10 protein-coding genes are annotated in these 16,822 nt (G+C 67.1%); 2 read left to right on the top strand and 8 right to left on the bottom strand.

All coding sequences use genetic code 11. The annotated features are described in order from the left end of the window. Positions 1-178: 178 nt before the first annotated feature. Together SB764_RS15230 and apbC are read right to left on the bottom strand one after the other, a co-directional pair. Positions 179-715, bottom strand: a complete 537-nt coding sequence (locus SB764_RS15230; protein ID WP_065057347.1) for a superoxide dismutase family protein — start codon at positions 713-715, stop codon at positions 179-181. A gap of 182 nt (positions 716-897) precedes the next feature. Further along, the gene (gene apbC / locus SB764_RS15225; protein ID WP_410863970.1) at positions 898-1,986 is read right to left on the bottom strand and encodes an iron-sulfur cluster carrier protein ApbC; all 1,089 of its coding nucleotides are present in this window, start codon (positions 1,984-1,986) and stop codon (positions 898-900) included. 330 nt (positions 1,987-2,316) lie between these two features. On the opposite strand from apbC, the gene SB764_RS15220 reads away from it, so the two are divergent. Beyond that, on the top strand, positions 2,317-2,970 hold the full coding sequence (locus SB764_RS15220) for an OmpA family protein (RefSeq protein WP_065057345.1): 654 nt from the start codon (positions 2,317-2,319) through the stop codon (positions 2,968-2,970). A gap of 509 nt (positions 2,971-3,479) precedes the next feature. After that, positions 3,480-5,624, top strand: a complete 2,145-nt coding sequence (metG, locus tag SB764_RS15215) for a methionine--tRNA ligase (protein ID WP_065057344.1) — start codon at positions 3,480-3,482, stop codon at positions 5,622-5,624. A 92-nt stretch (positions 5,625-5,716) separates the two neighbouring features. On the opposite strand, the gene SB764_RS15210 is transcribed toward metG, so the two are convergent. From SB764_RS15210 to SB764_RS15185, 6 genes are all read right to left on the bottom strand, one after another. Continuing rightward, a complete protein-coding gene (locus tag SB764_RS15210; protein WP_410863968.1) occupies positions 5,717-6,784 on the bottom strand; it encodes a fimbrial protein in 1,068 nt (355 codons plus the stop codon). Between the two features lie 51 nt (positions 6,785-6,835). After that, entirely contained in the window at positions 6,836-7,354 is a 519-nt protein-coding gene (locus SB764_RS15205) for a fimbrial protein (RefSeq protein ID WP_110327572.1), read from the bottom strand. 55 nt (positions 7,355-7,409) lie between these two features. Further along, on the bottom strand, positions 7,410-10,058 hold the full coding sequence (locus SB764_RS15200) for a fimbria/pilus outer membrane usher protein (protein WP_110327571.1): 2,649 nt from the start codon (positions 10,056-10,058) through the stop codon (positions 7,410-7,412). A 180-nt stretch (positions 10,059-10,238) separates the two neighbouring features. Continuing rightward, positions 10,239-10,991: a fimbria/pilus periplasmic chaperone gene (locus SB764_RS15195; protein ID WP_065057341.1), complete on the bottom strand. Its 753-nt coding sequence runs from the start codon at positions 10,989-10,991 to the stop codon at positions 10,239-10,241. A gap of 240 nt (positions 10,992-11,231) precedes the next feature. Continuing rightward, positions 11,232-11,777 carry a fimbrial protein gene (locus SB764_RS15190; RefSeq protein WP_110327570.1) on the bottom strand — a complete coding sequence of 182 codons (546 nt, stop codon included), beginning with the start codon at positions 11,775-11,777 and terminating at the stop codon, positions 11,232-11,234. A gap of 480 nt (positions 11,778-12,257) precedes the next feature. Continuing rightward, entirely contained in the window at positions 12,258-16,817 is a 4,560-nt protein-coding gene (locus SB764_RS15185) for a translocation/assembly module TamB domain-containing protein (RefSeq protein ID WP_410864065.1), read from the bottom strand. Positions 16,818-16,822: the final 5 nt, after the last annotated feature.

Here is a 16,822-nt window from a genome sequence, read left to right as displayed (position 1 = left end):
GCGGCGCATCATGCGCGCTCGGGCGCTGCAATGCAAGCGTTGTTTGCGAGGATGGCTTCGGGCGGGCGCGGATCAGACGTGAGTCGGGCGGGAATCGTGCCAATCCGCAGCCTGGCGTGGACTTCGGGCCGGGCGGCTTGGGGCGGCTTGCGGCCGGCTTGCAGCGATTCGCGTCGGCTTACTGCGCCTTGATGACGCCGCACGCGATCGCCGCGCCGGTGCCGCGCTGCGGATACGCATACGGGTCGATGGCGTCGTGATGCACGATCACCGCGCGCTGGATGACCGAGCGCACGCCGTCGAGCGAAACATCCGGCGCGACGATGAAGCCGATAGCTACGCCGTTCGAATCCGCATGAATATTGCCGAGGTCGCCTTCCACGCGCGCGCCGGCCTTGAGCCGGTCGGCCGCGGGCGCGAACACGGCGCCCGCGCTGGAGGCGTCGGCGGCGTTGCAGTCGCCGCGCTCGTGTACCTGCAGCGCATGGTCGCTGTCCGGTTGCAGGCCGGCGAGGTTGTAGCTCACCTGCACGCCGTCCGAACGCTCGACGAAGGACACGGTCCCGCGCACCTGGCTGCCGACCGTGGGCAGCACCTGCGCGCCTGCGCGCTTGTCCTGCTGCCCCATGAAGCTCGTGCAGCCGCCCAGCAGCGCACACGCAACCACGGCCAGCACGACTGCGTCTACCGCGTTCCTGTCGTTCCGTTTAACCATGCGATCCTCTTGCCGTCTCGCGGCCGCCCCTGCGGCCGTCGATCCGGACCCATGAAGCCCACATGATACCGCGCGCACGCGCTCTCGCGGGCCTTGCATGAGCACGGCGGCGAGCACGTTGCGTGCCGCCGCAGGCCTTGCTCAGCAAGCGATGCGAAGAATCGCGCGAACGCCGCCGTCGATCAGGTGTTCTGCACGACGATGGTCGGGAACTTCGAGGTCATGTCGCGGGCGCGTTCGGCGATCTGAATGGCCACGCGGCGCGCGATCGCCTTATAGGTCGACGCGACCTGCCCGGCCGGATCCGCGACCACGGTCGGCTGGCCCGAATCGGCCTGCTCGCGGATCGAGATATCGAGCGGCAGGCTGCCCAGCACCTCGACGCCGTACTCCTTCGCCATGCGCTCGCCGCCGCCCGCGCCGAAGATATGCTCAGCGTGGCCGCAGTTCGAGCAGACGTGCACAGCCATGTTCTCGACGATGCCGAGAATCGGAATGCCCACTTTCTCGAACATCTTGAGGCCCTTCTTGGCGTCGAGCAGCGCGATGTCCTGCGGCGTCGTCACGATCACGGCGCCCGTGACCGGCACGCGCTGCGAGAGCGTGAGCTGGATGTCGCCCGTGCCCGGCGGCATGTCGACCACCAGATAGTCCAGCTCGCGCCAGTTGGTCTGCCGCAGCAGCTGTTCGAGCGCGGACGTGGCCATCGGGCCGCGCCAGACCATCGGGTTGTCCTGATCGACGAGAAAGCCGATCGAATTGGCCTGCACGCCGTGGCCTTCGAGCGGATTCATCGACTGGCCGTCCGGCGACTCGGGGCGGCCTTCGATGCCGAGCATCATCGGCAGCGACGGGCCGTAGATGTCCGCGTCGAGCACGCCCACCGAGGCGCCCTCGGCCGCCAGCGCGAGCGCGAGGTTCACGGCGGTCGTGCTCTTGCCGACGCCGCCCTTGCCCGACGCCACGGCCACGATGTTCTTCACGTTCGGCAGCAGCTTCACGCCGCGCTGCACCGTATGCGCGGCCACTTCGTGACGCACGTTCACGCGGCTCGATGCGACGCCCGGCACGGCGGCCAGCGCGGCTTCGACCTGCGCGCGCACCGCGTCGTACTGGCTCTTCGCCGGGTAGCCGAGCACGATCTCGACGCCCACCGTGGCGCCGTCGATCGTGACGTTGCGCACGCCTTTGGCGACCGTGTACGGCTTGCCCGTGTTGGGATCCGCGAGGGCCGCGAGCGCGGCGTCGACCAAAGCCCGATCTATGCTCATTGAAACTCCGTGGGGAATGTCCCGGCGCAAGCGGCATCAGGCCGCGCAGACGCCGGAAATCGAAAGAAATTGTTAAGCTGGATTGCGCAATTGTCTGCGACAAGGCACGCTTCGCGGCAACGGTTATCCTGAACCGCGCGCGCCTGTGTCAAGCGGCCGCCGAGCAGCAGGTGTACCGGATGCATCAGATGCGACAACGGCGCAAGCCAGCCCTCAAGCCGTCATTGTAGTAGCTGCCGCGGCGCGTCGTTTGAAGACCCTGACTGCAATCGGGGCCCACAGGAAGCGCACGCAGCCGTCACGTTCCACTCCAGAGAGGAAGGATTGAAAATGAACACAAGAATCTTGACCCGCCTGTCCGTCTTCGCCGTCGCCGGTGCGCTCGTCGCCGGCTGCGCGACCCAGCAGGGCACCGACACGGCGCTCGGCACCGGCGTCGGCGCCGGCACGGGCGCCGCCATCGGCGCGATCTTCGGCGGCGGCAAGGGCGCGGCAATCGGCGCTGGCGCGGGTGCGCTGGTCGGCGGCGTCACCGGCTACAACTGGCAGAACATCAAGAACAAGCTCTCGGGCGCGACCAAGGGCACGGGCACGCAGATCACCGAGCAGCCGGACGGCTCGCTCAAGCTCAACATCCCGAGCAACGTGACGTTCGACACGAACAGCTACGCCATCAAGCCGACGTTCGCGCCGGTGCTCGACCAGGTTGCGCAGACGCTGCAACAGAACCCGGAAGTGGTCGCGCAGGTCGTCGGCCATACGGATAACACCGGCCAGCCGGCGTACAACCAGACGCTGTCGGTCAACCGTGCACAGAGCGTCGTGAACTACCTCGCCTCGCGCGGCATCCAGATGCAGCGCATGGCGGCCGAAGGCCGTGGCGACACGCAACCGATCGCCGACAACAGCACCGAAGCCGGCCGCGCCGCGAACCGTCGCGTGGAAATCTATCTGCGTGCAACGGCGCAGCATCAGGGCGGCTAAGCTCGCGCGGCGCATGGCGCGCCAGAAATTAGCGCCATAAATAAGTGACACACCAACGGGACAGCGGCTTCGCTGTCCCGTTTTTATTTCCGCAGATGAACGCCGATCACGCCAACGCCCCGCCAGCCGGGCGCTCGGCCCGTCGCGCCGCGACGCTCGCCGGGAAAGTTAAAAAAATTTCGAACTCTCGTTGAAAGGTGCTGTCTGTCTTTACGGTACGTGTGCGGCGACGCCGCCGCGTCACCATTCTCCTCTTGTCGTTGTTGCTCCGGGGCCATCCTGCCCCGGTTTTTTTTGCCCCTCGATTTCGTCATGCCGATGCCTCGCGCATCGGGTCGCAGACTGGAGCGCACGCCGTAACGCGCCGTCCGCCCGGATCCGCGCGCCACGGTTGAGCGTCGGCCCGCCTGAGCCCGCTTTCGTCCGCGCCATCCGGCAGCCGACCGCGCGGACCGGCCGCCCTGCTAAAATCGCCCTTTCCCCCCGCAACATCGGACTTCCATCCACTTATGTCAGCACCCTCTACCGACCTCGCCGCCGGCGCGCCTGCCGTCCAGGGACGCCGCCAGATTCTCGTCACGTCTGCTCTGCCTTACGCCAACGGCCAGATCCATATCGGCCACCTGGTCGAGTACATCCAGACGGACATCTGGGTTCGCGCGCTGCGAATGCACGGCCACGAGGTCTATTACGTCGGTGCCGACGACACGCACGGCACGCCCGTCATGCTGCGCGCCGAGAAGGAAGGCCTCACGCCGCAGCAGCTGATCGCGCGCGTCTGGCAGGAACACAAGCGCGATTTCGACAGCTTCGGCGTGTCGTTCGACAACTATTACTCGACCGATTCGGACGAGAACCGCGTGCTGTCCGAGTCCGTCTATCTGGCGCTCAAGGAAGCCGGTTTCATCGAAACGCGCGATATCGAGCAGGCCTACGATCCGGTCAAGAACATGTTTCTGCCGGACCGCTTCATCAAGGGCGAGTGCCCGAAGTGCGGCGCGAAGGATCAGTACGGCGACAGCTGCGAAGTCTGCGGCTCGACCTACGCACCGACCGATCTGAAGAATCCGTACTCGGTCGTGTCGGGCGCCACGCCGATCCGCAAGACCTCGACGCACTACTTCTTCCGTCTTTCCGACTCGCGCTGCGAAGAATTCCTGCGCGGCTGGGTGGCGGGACTCGCACAGCCGGAAGCGACCAACAAGATGCGCGAATGGCTCGGCGACGCGGGCGAGTCGAAGCTCGCCGACTGGGACATCTCGCGCGACGCGCCGTACTTCGGCTTCGAGATTCCGGGCGCGCCGGGCAAGTACTTCTACGTGTGGCTCGACGCGCCGGTCGGCTACTACGCGAGCTTCAAGAACCTGTGCGAACAGCGCGGGCTCGACTTCGACGCGTGGGTCAAGCCCGGCACGAAAACCGAGCAGTACCACTTCATCGGCAAGGACATCCTGTATTTCCACACGCTGTTCTGGCCGGCGATGCTGGAGTTCTCGGGCCATCGCACGCCGACGAACGTGTTCGCGCACGGCTTCCTGACGGTGGACGGCGCGAAGATGTCGAAGTCGCGCGGCACCTTCATCACCGCGGAAAGCTACGTCACGACGGGCCTGAACCCCGAGTGGCTGCGCTACTACTTCGCGGCGAAGCTCAACAGCACGATGGAAGATCTCGACCTGAACCTCGAAGACTTCCAGGCGCGCGTGAACAGCGACCTCGTCGGCAAGTACATCAACATCGCGAGCCGCGCTGCGGGCTTCCTGATCAAGCGTTTCGACGGCCGCGTGCAGGACAGCGCGATGCATCATCCGCTGCTGCAGCAACTGCGCGCCGCGATTCCGCAGATCGCCGCGAACTACGAGGCGCGCGAGTACAACCGCGCGCTGCGTCAGACGATGGAACTCGCCGACGCGGTGAACGGTTACGTCGACACGGCCAAGCCGTGGGAACAGGCGAAGGATCCGGCCAACGCGGTCGCGCTGCATGAAACCTGCAGCGTGAGCCTCGAAGCGTTCCGTCTGCTGTCGCTCGCGCTCAAGCCGGTGCTGCCGCAACTCGCGCAAGGCGTCGAGGAATTCCTCTCGATCGCGCCGCTCACGTGGGCCGACGCGAACACCGCGCTGTCCTCGCAGCAGCCGATCAACGCGTACAAGCATCTGATGACGCGCGTCGATCCGAAGCAGGTCGAAGCGCTGCTGGCCGCGAACCGCGACTCGCTGCAAGCGACCGACGCCGCGCCCGCCGCTGCCGCCGATGCGAACAAGAAGTCGAAGGCCGCGAAGGAAGCGAAGAAGGCCGAGCCCGAAACGCCGGAAACCATTTCCATCGACGACTTCGCGAAGATCGACCTGCGCGTGGCGCTGATCGTCGACTGCAACATCGTCGAAGGCTCGGACAAGCTGCTGCAACTCACGCTCGACGTCGGCGAAGAAAAGACGCGCAACGTGTTCTCGGGGATCCGTTCGGCCTACAAGCCGGAAGACCTCAAGGGCAAGCTGACGGTGATGGTCGCGAACCTCGCGCCGCGCAAGATGAAGTTCGGCATGTCCGAAGGCATGGTGCTCGCGGCGTCCGCGAAGGACGAGAAGTCCGAACCGGGTCTTTACATCCTCGAACCGCACAGCGGCGCGAAGCCCGGCATGCGCGTGCGCTAAGTTCGGCGTACGACCGCGGCATGAAAAAACACCCCTGTTTCAGGGGTGTTTTTTTGTGCGCCGCGTACTGATAGTCGCTTGCTGATCGCCGCTTACTGATAGCTCATCGTCATGGTCGCTGTTGCGTTGGCGGTGCCCGCGACGATGGGGTCGCCCGTCGCCACGTATTTCGCGACGATCGGTATCGTGACGGTGCCGTTCTGGGCCGCCGACACGAAGAACTGATTCGCGTTGCCGGCCACCGCCGAATCCGCGCCATACGCCAGCACCTGGCCGTTGTAGCTCAACTGCACCTTGACGCCCTTCGCTGTCGACGTCGGCGTCAGGGACAACTGGTCGGTGCGGTTGGCGGGCGCCGTGGCGTCCGTCATGGTCGCGTAGAGTTTCGTGGTCGAGCCGGTCACGCCTCCGCTGCACGACAGTTGCACATTGGCCGAGGCCGAGGCCGCGCCTGCGGTCGAACCGGCTCCGGCAAAGGCGCCGCTCGACACCGGACCGAGGTTGCCCGATACCGACTTGGTGCTCACCGTGCAGGTCGGCACTTTCGGGATCACGCTCAGCGCCCCGTTGTATCGCAGGCTGAAGGCAAAGAGCGGCGAGCCCGTGGTTTGCGAGATCCACCATTGTCCGAACTCGCCGGTCAGCATGCCGCCGGCGGTGATGTCGCCGGTCTTGATCAGCGTGGCCGTCAGCGTCGGGCGGTACAGAAAGTTCACCTGGTAATTGAAGCTCCTCGTGATGGGGAATTGCCCCGACGCGAAGCTCAGGATGACACCGATTCCGGGAATGCCCGTGGCGTACTCGCCGTACTGTCCGACCGACGCCTGCGCCCCCGTTCCCGCGGTGCCGAAATACGTGTTGTTGCCACCCGTCGTGCAGTCGACTTCGATCGGAGCCGAAGCCGCTACGGTCGAGGTCGCGAGTGTCGTCCCGTCCGCAACAGTCGGATCGAAGGGCGGGAAATTGAAGGAGAACGCGAAGACGCCTGGCGCGCCGCCCACCACGACGCAGGACGCCCAGGCGCCGGGCGACAGCGCCAGCAGCACTCCGGCCGCGCACAGCAGCTTCGGGACGGCGCGCGCGCCGGTTCGGGCGCGGCCGCGCACGGCCATCGCCGTCAGCAGGGTCAACGCCCATGCCGCGATTCGTATCACAAACATGACTTCACCTCGAAACAGGCGCACCGCCCGGAAACGGCACGCTCACGCCGCTCACTTGTATGTGAAATTGACCGTCGCCGCCGCGGCCACGGTGCCCGCCGTCATCGTGCCGAGACGGTAGTACTGCGCCACCATCGGGATCGTCATCGCGTTGGTCGCGTCGACCGTGCCGACGCTCTGTAGCGCATTGAGCGCGATGGCCGTTCCCGTGGTCGCGCCGACACTCGAACCGAGCAGCAGTTGCACGCCGACGCCCGTCGCGGTGCCGGTGTTCTTGAGCACGCTGGTGACGGTGTCGCTCGTGCCGCTGACCGTCATGCTCACGCCCGCGCCGGCCGTACAGCTTTTGAGCTTGAGGTTGAACGCCGCGGGCAGTTGCGTGCTGCCGACGCTCGCGAAATCCGACGACGACGCCGTGGTCAGCGGAATCGTCTGGTTGGCGGTCGTGCTGTCGACCGTACAGGTCGGCACGATGATGTTGCCCGTGAAGCTGAGCGTGACGTCCGCCGCCTGCGCCTGCGCGGCGAAGCCCAGGGCCGCGACGGCCGCGAACATTCTGAGTGGATTCATAGCTGTTTCGTTACGTGATGGTGGTTGTTCGCCAATCGGGCGCCCCGGGGGCGCCTTACCGGCACTCGGCGTCGACCGGCTCGTAGGCGCCGGCTTTCTCCTGCTTCTCGCGTGCCGCGTAGTACGACACCTTGCAGGTCTGCTGCGCGCCGTCGCCCCACTTGACGGCGAACTCGCCCGCCTGCGCCTTGCTGTAGACGAGCACGCGCCCGCCTTGCGCGACCGAGCCGACGTTGTTGCCGCCCGCGTCGAACACCTGCGCGCCAAGCGGAATGACGTCGCCGCCGCTGTGCTTCACGCGCAGCAGCAACGGCTTGCCGCGATTGACGGTCTCGAAGTTGAGTCTGACGACCGCGCCCGCGCTCGGCGCGAAGTGCTGCTCCGTGTTCTTGAGTTCGACGCCGAGCGACAGGCCCTTCGGATCGATCTCGACGGTGTTCTGCTCGTAGGGATTCATGCCCGCGACGACGGCATGACCGAACGGGTCGACACGCACGCCCGGCGCGCTGGCGATCCGCGCGCCCGCCGCGTCCTTCGCGTCGATCACGGCGAAGGTGTCGCCGGTTTGCGACGTCACGGCCACGCCGCCGCGCCCGTGGCCGTCGTCCGGCCAGGCGACGAGCGAACCCGACATGCCCGCGCCCACCTGCGTGTAGCCGTTCGCATGGCTCGCGTTCGCGCGCAGTTGCGTGTACGGGCCCAGATAGCCGCCGTTGGCGCTGATGCTGCTGTTGCTGCCCGTCGCGCCGCCGAAGGTGTGGGCCGCCGTCACGCCGTAGTTGACTTCGTAGTTCTTGCCGAACGCGCCGCTGAAGCTTTCCTGCAACTGGTCGCTGCCGTCACGCGTGTCGTGAACGAACGCCGTGTTCGACGTACCGATCGACGAGCCGAGATTCAGCGGAACCGTGACGTTCAGCATCAGGCGGTTGTCCCAGCGCCGGTTCGACACATCGAGATCGCGCGACGCGGACACGCCGATGCCCACGCGCCTGAGCAGCGTGTTGTAGCCGAACTGGTACGAGGTATCGCGCCCGCTCCTGTTCCAGTAGTTCTGCGTGTAGCCCGACAGATAGAACGAGCCGAGACTGCCGAGGCTCTGGTTCAGCGTGACCTGCACCCGTCCCTTCTGGAGGCCGCTCGCCGAGAACGCCAGCCCGCGCGCATCGAGGTCGTGCAGGTTCACCGCGTCCGGCAGGGAAAGGAAGCCGCTCGTCGAATAGCGATAGGCGGCCAGGGTGATGTTGGTGTTGGTCGGCGCGATGATGCGCGAGTACGACAGGCGCAGGCTTTGCCCGCTGCGGCTGGGCAGCGTGCGGAACTGCGTGGCCGCTTCGGTGACGTCGAAACCGAATGCGCCGAGCGGCGTGTTCAGCGCCACGCCCGCCGCGCCGGACAGATACTTTTCCGAGGCGATCAGCCCGCCGTACAACGTGACCAGATTGTTCAAGCCGTGCTGCACGTTTGCTTCGAACACGAACGGCGCATGCTCGGAGAACGAGGCGCGATACAGGCCCATGGCGGCGCTATAGCGCCAGCGGCCCTCGCGCAACGCATTGACCGGCGCGGAGTACGGCACGGCGGAGACGCGCTGGCTGCCGTCCGCCTCGGTAATCACGAGCTGAAGGTCGCCGCCGTAACCGGTCGCGTAGAGATCGTCGATCTGGAACGGGCCGGGCGCAACCGTCGTCTCGTAGATGATGTTGCCGTTCTGCCGGACCTGCACCCGCGCGTTCGAGTTGGCGAAGCCGCGCACGGTCGGCGCATAGCCGCGCTGCGATTCCGGGTACATGCGGTCGTCGGTCGCGAGTTGCACGCCGCGCACGCCGAAACTGTCGAATATGCTGCCGTCCGTGTACGAATCGCCGAGCGTGAGTTCGCTCTTGAGCGGGACGATCGAGCGCTGCAGGTAGGTCTGAAGCGACTGGACGTGTGTGCCCTGCCCCGTCGTGCTGGTGACGTTGCCGTTGTAACGGAAGCGCCACGGTCCGGCGTTGATCCCGCCGGTCAGGCCGAGGTAGCTCTGGGTACTCGCCGGGCCGATGCCGTTCGTGTGGAACACGTTGGCGTTGTATTGCAGCATCGCCGAGTTGATGCCGTCGTCCCAGTAGGCGGGGTCCACCCAGCCGCGCGCGCTGCGATTGAGCACCGCCTGCGGCAGACTCACGTCGAGACGCTGCTCGCCCATGTCGAACGTGGCCGCCGCCCCGGGGATCAGTTCCGGCAACGTGGCGATGCCGCCCGATCCCGCCGCTTCGATCCGTGTGCGCGCCGCGTCGCTCAGGCGGCGCGGATCGACGCCCATGCGTTCGAGCAGATCGCGATCGACCACGGGCTGGACGTTGTCCTTGTGTCCGTCGATCTCGGCGAGCGAGACGTCGTTGACGCCGACCCAGACCTGATTCACATAGACCGCGGCCCGATACTCGCCCGCCGCGGCGGCATTGCCCGCATTGAAGCGGCTGATGTCGAGGTTCCGCGCGCCCGCGCCCGAGAGAAATTGCTCGTTGAATTCGACGTTGGCGGTAGCGGGCGCCGACGGGTTCGTCGCGGCGGCGGCCGCCACGGCCAGCTCGTCGCCGCCCGGCGTCACGTCCGCGAGGGCGCTGCTGGACGCCAGTGCGAACACGGCGGCAGCGAGCGGCGTCAGCCGATACCCGTCGCCCCGGGACGCCGTGACGGGCTGATTGTGCGTGTTGTCGTTCATTATGATGAGGTGCGGCAAGCAGGCCAAAGCCGGCGAAATCAGGCAAAAAACAGGCAAAGCGAAGCCCTGCCCAGCGCGCGCTCGCGTGCGGGGTGCGTGGGTGTGGTCAGCGAGCAGTTCGGTGAACAGGACAGGCCGGCGGACACCATCTCCGGCGGCCCGATGAGGGACCCTCGCCGGTCAGGGCAAGGTCGCTTCGTGGTGGACGGGACCGCCGTAGTCGTTGATCGTCGTGAACATGACTTTCGCGCCGGCGCGGACCGGCCCCGAGAGCCGCAGCGTCTGCTGGCCGCCCGGCTCCACCATCGTGCCTTCGTCGAAGGTCGGCGCATTGGGCTCGGCGCCCACATGCGCTTCGATAATCGTGATGTGGTACGGCGTGGGATTCGCCACCGTCAGCGCCGGTTTGGCGCTTGCCGTATCGAGACGCCACACGAGCTTGCCGGGCGCATCGTCGGCGCTGCCCGGCAGACCGTCCGGGCGAAAGAAGAATTTGATGCGCGAGCGAAAGGCAAGCTGCACGTAGTTCGCGCCCGCCTGCGCGGCGGTCGGCTTGGGCGGCACTTCCAGCACGTTGAGCCAGAACGCCGTTTCGCGGTCCTTCGCCAGCGGCTCGCCCGTGTAGAGCACGCGCACCGTCTGCCCTTTGCCCGGATCGATGCGCGACATCGGCGGCGTGATCATGAACGGCAGATCGAGCGTGGACGGATCGGCGTGCGGGTCGCCCTTGTCAAGCCAGACCTGGGTCAACGCAGGCTGCTCGCCCGCGTTCGACAGCTTGACCGTGACCTCGCTATCGGACGACTTGTACACCACGCGCGTGCCGCCGATGACGATCGACGCGCCGGATTCGAGCGGCGCCAGCGCCCCCGCCACGATCAGTCCCGCGCACACGACACGCGACAGCAGCTTGGAGAAAGGTTGAATATTCACTTGATGACCTTGGGAAGACCTGCGGCCTTCGATTCGCGACGCCGCGCACGCGACATCGGGCACCGGCCGGCGCTCGGGCGGATTCAATCGTTGTACTGATCAATACCCTGCGCCCTCGACATCGACGCCAGCACCGATCCGATCCGCACGCTCCACGCCAGGCTTGAGCTTGCGGTGCTCACCGCACGCGCGGGGCGGGGCCGTTTCCCTGCGGAACGCGCCCCGCGCCGCTAACACGGCTTACTGGTAGCTCATCGAGTACGTGACGCTGGTCGTCACGTCGCCCGCGGTGGCCGAGCCGGCCGGCGAGACGTACTGCGCCGCGTACTTGAGGTTCGCCGCGCCGCTCGTGATCGCGGCCGTTTGCGAATTCTGCGCGCCGTCGGCCTTGCTCACGTCGATCGTCGCGGGCGTGCCGTTGTAGTCGACGAGCTGGACTTCGACGTTGCCCGCGCTGCCGTTGTTCTTCAGATTGCCGTCGGCCAGCGTGTTCGCGCCGTACTGCCAGAACGTATGCACGTTGCCGGTCGCCGGCGTGCAGTTCGTCAGCGCGATCGAGAAGCCGGTCGAACCCGCGGTCGCGCCCGCCGACGACAGCGTTTGCGCCGACAGCGTCGGCAGCGTGACCGTGAAGTCCTTGCCCTGACCGTTGCCGCTGACGGTGCAGGTCGCGGCGGTCAGCTTGCCGTTGATCGTCAGCGTGCCGTCGCCGACATCCGCCGCATGCGCGCCCGCGGCAGCCAGACCCAGCACCGAGGCGATCAGGGTAATTGCATACTTGTTCATTTATTGCACTCCAGTGACAGCGTTTAGATCGTCCCGACTCATCTTGATCAGGACTCCTTTTTTTTAAAACGAAATGCCCAGAAGGGCGGGTCTCTCACGCTAGAAAGTAATGCGCTCAGCCTCGTTGCCGGGGACGTGAGTGAGGGATCCACCCTCAATTGAACGCAGCGCCATTTTTGCCTTAGGGTTCAGACCAATCCATAAGATTTATCTTAAACAAAAGGTTTTCTATAAGTGAATCGCTTGAAATTTCCCCTGCGCGTGAGAAATTTCGCCGATAAACGTGGGGGGACTTCGACACGTCGACGCGACCGTCTGACAGGCGATCTTCAGCGGCCCGGTCGATCTGTGTCAAACGAGGAAGGAAGAATTGCGGCGTCGCATGCCGGGCGGTTTCCGGCGCACAGCCAGGCGTCCTGCCAGGAGCACAGCCAGGAGAACAGCGAGGCGCGGGCGCGAGCCGAAGCCCGCGCCTCGCGGCTACCAGCGAATGCGGTCGAAGCGACGCGTGTAGTTGATGTCCGCGCCATTGAAAGTGCCGCCGTACACGGACACCGACCAGTAACGCGAGAAGTTGATGGTTGCCTTGATCGCGTTCGCCGCCGACTGCAAGCCCTGCTCGTAGCCGATCACGAGCCGCTCGTTGATCGCCTTCGACAGCATCACCACCTGCGGGTCGGTCAGGCCCACGTCCGAGCGGCCGATCGAGAACTCGTCGAGCCCGATGCTCTGCGCGATGCGCTTGCCCTGCGCGCTGCCGAGCAGCGCCAGCGCCGTGGTCATCGCGCTCTGCTGGCCGAGGTTGTTGCCCTGGTCGGTGCCGTGGCCGAACAGCAGCCAGGAGAGCTTTTCGTTGTCGGTCACGTTCGGCTCGGACACCAGCTTCGCGACCGGCGCCTGCACCGTGCCGGTGACCGACACGCCCGCCTCGACCTGCTGGTTGCGCCGCATCGCCAGGATGTTGATGCCCGGATTCGCCACCGGCCCGTTGAACGTGAAAAAGCCGTTCTCGATGTTGAGCTTGCGGCCGAATGCCGTATAGCTGCTGCCCTCGGTCACGCGCACGTTGCCCACGGCGCGCAGCGGCACGCCCGGCGCGCTCATGGCCGTGATGGTGCCCGCAAGGCCGAGATCCGCGCCCTGCCCGCGGAAGCGGAAGTTGCGGCCGAGATTGATGTCGATGTTCGCGCGCGGCGCAAAACGCGGCGCGGGTTTCGTCGAGGCGGTTTCGTCGAGCGGCGGCGGACCGCCGCGCGTGGTGCCGTCGGGACGCACGAGCACGACGTCGTCGCCGAGCGAGGGCGCCGCCGACTCCGGCAGATCGAACAGCGCGTGATCGACGGTGAATTTGCCGTCGATCTGCATGCCGCCCAGATGCCCGCCGTTGGCGACGCTCGCGCTGCCCGAGAGCGACAGGCGGCGATCGGGCGCGGCGAACAGTTCGAGCTTGTCGGCAACGATGTTCGCCGTGAGATCGGGGTCCTCGTTGTCGAGACGCACGCGGCCCGTCGCGCGCAGCGTGCCGCTCGCGCCGTGGAACTCGACCTGCTGGAAGTCGACCAGATTGTGCGACAGCGCGATATGAATCACGCCGTCCTTCAGTTGCACGCCCTGATCGACCACCGTCGCGGACAGCCCGTCGCCGATCAGCGAACCGGTCAGGTCGGGCTTCGCGACCGTGCCGCCCAGCGCGAGTTGCAGCGCAAGGTGACCGTCGAGCAGATAGCTCGGACCGAGCAGCCCGCCCGTGGTCTTGAGCGACGGCACGTTCGCCTTGATCGTGCCGCCGAGCGGCGCTTCGTCCACGACCGTGAGCACGCCGTCGCGCGGCGCGAGCGTGGTGTTCGCGTCGACGTCGATCACGCCCACGCGGCTCGCCTGCGCGTGCGCCGCAAGCGTCAGCCGGTTGCCGCCGCTGAAGGCCGCGCGCGCGTTGATGTCGCCAAGACCGAGCGAGGCGAGCCCGCGTCCGATTTCCACCGTGACGTCGCCGCTGCGGCGCTTGATCTGCACGTAGCCCGTGGCCGTCGGCCCGATCGAGAAGTCCCAGTCGCCGTCGAACACGAGGTCGGTCTTGAGCGTCGACGGCTCGCCCGTGAACTGCTGGCGCAGCGCCATCATGCGCGCCACCGAGACGTTGGTGAGCGAGCCCGCCGAGCGGATCCTGCCGTGATCGAGATCGAAACCCTTGAGGTCGAGCGCCGCGCCCTCGGCGACGATGCGCGTCGCGCCCAGCGTCACCTTGCCCGCGCCCGCGCTCACCGTGAGCGGCGACTGCATCGTGAGGTCCGGCACGCCGCGATTCTGCAACTGCGTGACGGTGCCGTCCCAGCGCGAGCCCTCGCGCGTGTCGGTGAGCTTGCCGTTGGCGGCCACCGACAGATCGATCGGCTGGCCTTGCAGCTTGCCCTTCGCGCTGGCCGTGAGCGTGTGATGCGCGCGCGTGCCCGAGAGCCGCGCGGTGAGGCTGGCGATATCGACGCCCGCCACGGCGATGTTGCTCGCGTCCGTGTTGAAGGCGAGCGCGCCGTTCGCGCCGTCGCGCGCTTCGGCGTGGCCTTGCGCATGGCCAACGCGGTTGTCGCCGAACACGACGTTGTCGAGCTTGTAGTCGAGCGCGACATCGGGATGCGCGAAGGTGCCGGTCAGATCGCCGTTCGCCGCCACCTGGCCCGCGACGCCGAAACCGAGCCGGTCGAGTTGCGGCGCGTCGACCTTGAAACGCAGACGGTCGCCGCGCGCGCCGAAGCTGCCTTGCAGATCGACGGTATTGCCCGCCACGGACAGATTCGCGCGGCTCGGCAGGATGCGCGTGCCCGCGAGCTGGATCAGGCCCGCGCCCGTGAGCGGCAGGTCGTCGTAGACGCTCGGCCCGAGCTTGAACTCGGCCTTGGTCGTGAGCGTGGGCGCGAGCATGCCGGTGGCCGTCAACGTGCCGTTCACGCGCGCCTCGATGCGGCGGTTGGCGGGGCGCGGCGGGGTTTTCGGCTTCGGCGCCGGGTTCTTCACGTCGCTCGATGCGTTATTCGCGGCGTGCGTTGCGCCGGATTGCACGGTCTGTTTGTCGTTCTCGACGCGCTTTTGCGCCTGCGCCTGCTCGCCGCCGATCTGCGCGGGATTCAACGCCGGATTCAGCGACGGATTGAGCGCGAGATTGCGCTTGGGATTCAGCGCATCGCCGGACGTGGCCGCTTGCGTCGCGTCGCGCGGCGCGCTCTTTGTGGGCTTGGTGGACTTCGTCGGCTTCGGCGCGGTTTTCGTCGACCTCGCAGCCGTCGCCGCCTTCGCGGGCGGCACGAGCGAGAGCGGATCGAAGTTCGTGAGCGCCGCCTTCAGCGTGTAGCTGGAATTCGCGTCGTGCTTGAGCGCGCCCGACAGGTCGATGTGACCCGCGCCCGAAGTCAGCCGCACGTCGTTGAACGAGAGCCGCGCCGGGTCCTGCGTGATCTTGCCTTGAAGACGCAGCGCGGCCTTCGGATCGGCGAGATCGAGCGTGACGCTCTGCGTGTCGCTGTTCAGACGCACGCCGATCGGACCCGCCAGCTGCGTCGGCAGCACGCTCGCCTCGATGGCGTTGAGGTCGAGGCCCGCCACCTTGAGGTCGAAGCGCCCATTGCCGCCCGCCAGCGCGCCGCCGCCCGTGATCGTCGCGTTCTTGACGAGCCGCACGTTCAGATTCGAGAGGCGCTGCGCCTTGGCGTCGAGCACGACGTCGGTGTGCGCGTCGATCAGCGGCAGCAGTTGCTGGTCGATGGCGCCCGGCTTCGCGTTGACGATGGAGACGCTGCCCGCGACCGTGAAACCGGCCGCGTCGCTGTGCGCCGCGGCGGCGGACGCGGCAACCGGCGCCGACGCCATCGCCACCGCGGAAGCCGCCGAAGCGACCACTGCACCGGACGCCGCCGACGCCACGGAAACCGAAGCCATCGCCGACACCGAGGCCGCCCGCACCGCCGACGCCACCGCCTGCGGGCTCGCCGCCGCCCCACCCTGCGCCGTCTGCACCGGCTGCAACTGCGCGCGCAGCGCGAGGTCGGCGAACGGCGCGCCGGGCGCAAAAGCTTGCGGATTGACGTGATCGAAGGCCAGCGTGGCGCGCTGCAAAGGCACGGCGGCGAACGGCGTCGCTTCCACGTGCGCATGGCCCGTGAGCTTCATCCCGGTCGCCTCGATCTCCGCGGTGAGCGCCTCGAGCGAGCCGCCGAGCCTCGCGTTCACCTGCACGTCCTCGCCGTTGACCTTGCCCGCGTAGCCCGCGTCGCCCGAGAGCGCGAACGGTTTGACGCCGTCGAGTTTCGCGCTGGCGCTCACCGCGCCGAACGGCGTATCGAGGCGCTCGACGGCGGCTTCGTGATGGCGTCCGTCGCTGCGGCCATGAAACTGGAAGCGCGAAAATTCGGTCGCCGACGTGCCCTGATGCAGCGTGAGCTTGTCCACCTGCACGTCGCGGATGTCGATGGCGAGCGGCAGACGCAGATCGTCGGGCAGCGACATCGGCCCGGACGACGGCTCGTTCGACGGCACGATGCGCAGATCGACATCGCCCACGTGCAGATAGTCGATGACGAAGCGCCAAGGCTTGCCGTGCGGCATCTCCAGCACCCACTGGCCGCCGAGGCGATCGACGCTCGCCGTGGTGCCGTCGCTGCCGCGCCAGGCGACGTTGGAGAAGCGCACGCCGCTCGCGAGCGTGCCGCCTTCGAGCGTGCCCGACAGCTTGCCGTCGAGGATCTTCACGGCCGCGCGCCACGCGTAAGCGGTGCCTCGCTCGGTCGTCAGCACGCCATACAGGAGTCCCGCGACGAGCGCGACCAGCAGCACCGGCACGGCAATCGCCCAGGCCAGCGCTTTCCAGAGCCGACGCGGGCGGCGCGGCGGCGGGGGCGTGTCGCCACGTTCGCCGCTTTCGCCCGCTGCGTCACCATTGCGATCTTCATCGCGCGGCGATTCCGGCGACGGCGCACCGCCGCCCGGCGGCGCGGCCATCGGCGTCCAGGCTCGCGAACCGGCGGGCAGCAAGAAGGAAAGGATCGCGCGCATCGTCA

This window comes from Paraburkholderia sp. SIMBA_027 (assembly GCF_046535315.1).
In the GTDB taxonomy this organism is placed as follows: domain Bacteria; phylum Pseudomonadota; class Gammaproteobacteria; order Burkholderiales; family Burkholderiaceae; genus Paraburkholderia; species Paraburkholderia tropica.
The sequence above is the reverse complement of the archived record's forward strand: the minus strand, read 5'-3'. Positions and strand labels throughout refer to the sequence as shown.

Coding starts and splice junctions, on each gene's coding strand:
- SB764_RS15230 (WP_065057347.1), bottom strand. CDS start 715: ATGGTTAAACGGAACGACAGGAACGCGGTAGACGCAGTCGTGCTGGCC.
- apbC (WP_410863970.1), bottom strand. CDS start 1,986: ATGAGCATAGATCGGGCTTTGGTCGACGCCGCGCTCGCGGCCCTCGCG.
- SB764_RS15220 (WP_065057345.1), top strand. CDS start 2,317: ATGAACACAAGAATCTTGACCCGCCTGTCCGTCTTCGCCGTCGCCGGT.
- metG (WP_065057344.1), top strand. CDS start 3,480: ATGTCAGCACCCTCTACCGACCTCGCCGCCGGCGCGCCTGCCGTCCAG.
- SB764_RS15210 (WP_410863968.1), bottom strand. CDS start 6,784: ATGTTTGTGATACGAATCGCGGCATGGGCGTTGACCCTGCTGACGGCG.
- SB764_RS15205 (WP_110327572.1), bottom strand. CDS start 7,354: ATGAATCCACTCAGAATGTTCGCGGCCGTCGCGGCCCTGGGCTTCGCC.
- SB764_RS15200 (WP_110327571.1), bottom strand. CDS start 10,058: ATGAACGACAACACGCACAATCAGCCCGTCACGGCGTCCCGGGGCGAC.
- SB764_RS15190 (WP_110327570.1), bottom strand. CDS start 11,777: ATGAACAAGTATGCAATTACCCTGATCGCCTCGGTGCTGGGTCTGGCT.
- SB764_RS15185 (WP_410864065.1), bottom strand. CDS start 16,817: ATGCGCGCGATCCTTTCCTTCTTGCTGCCCGCCGGTTCGCGAGCCTGG.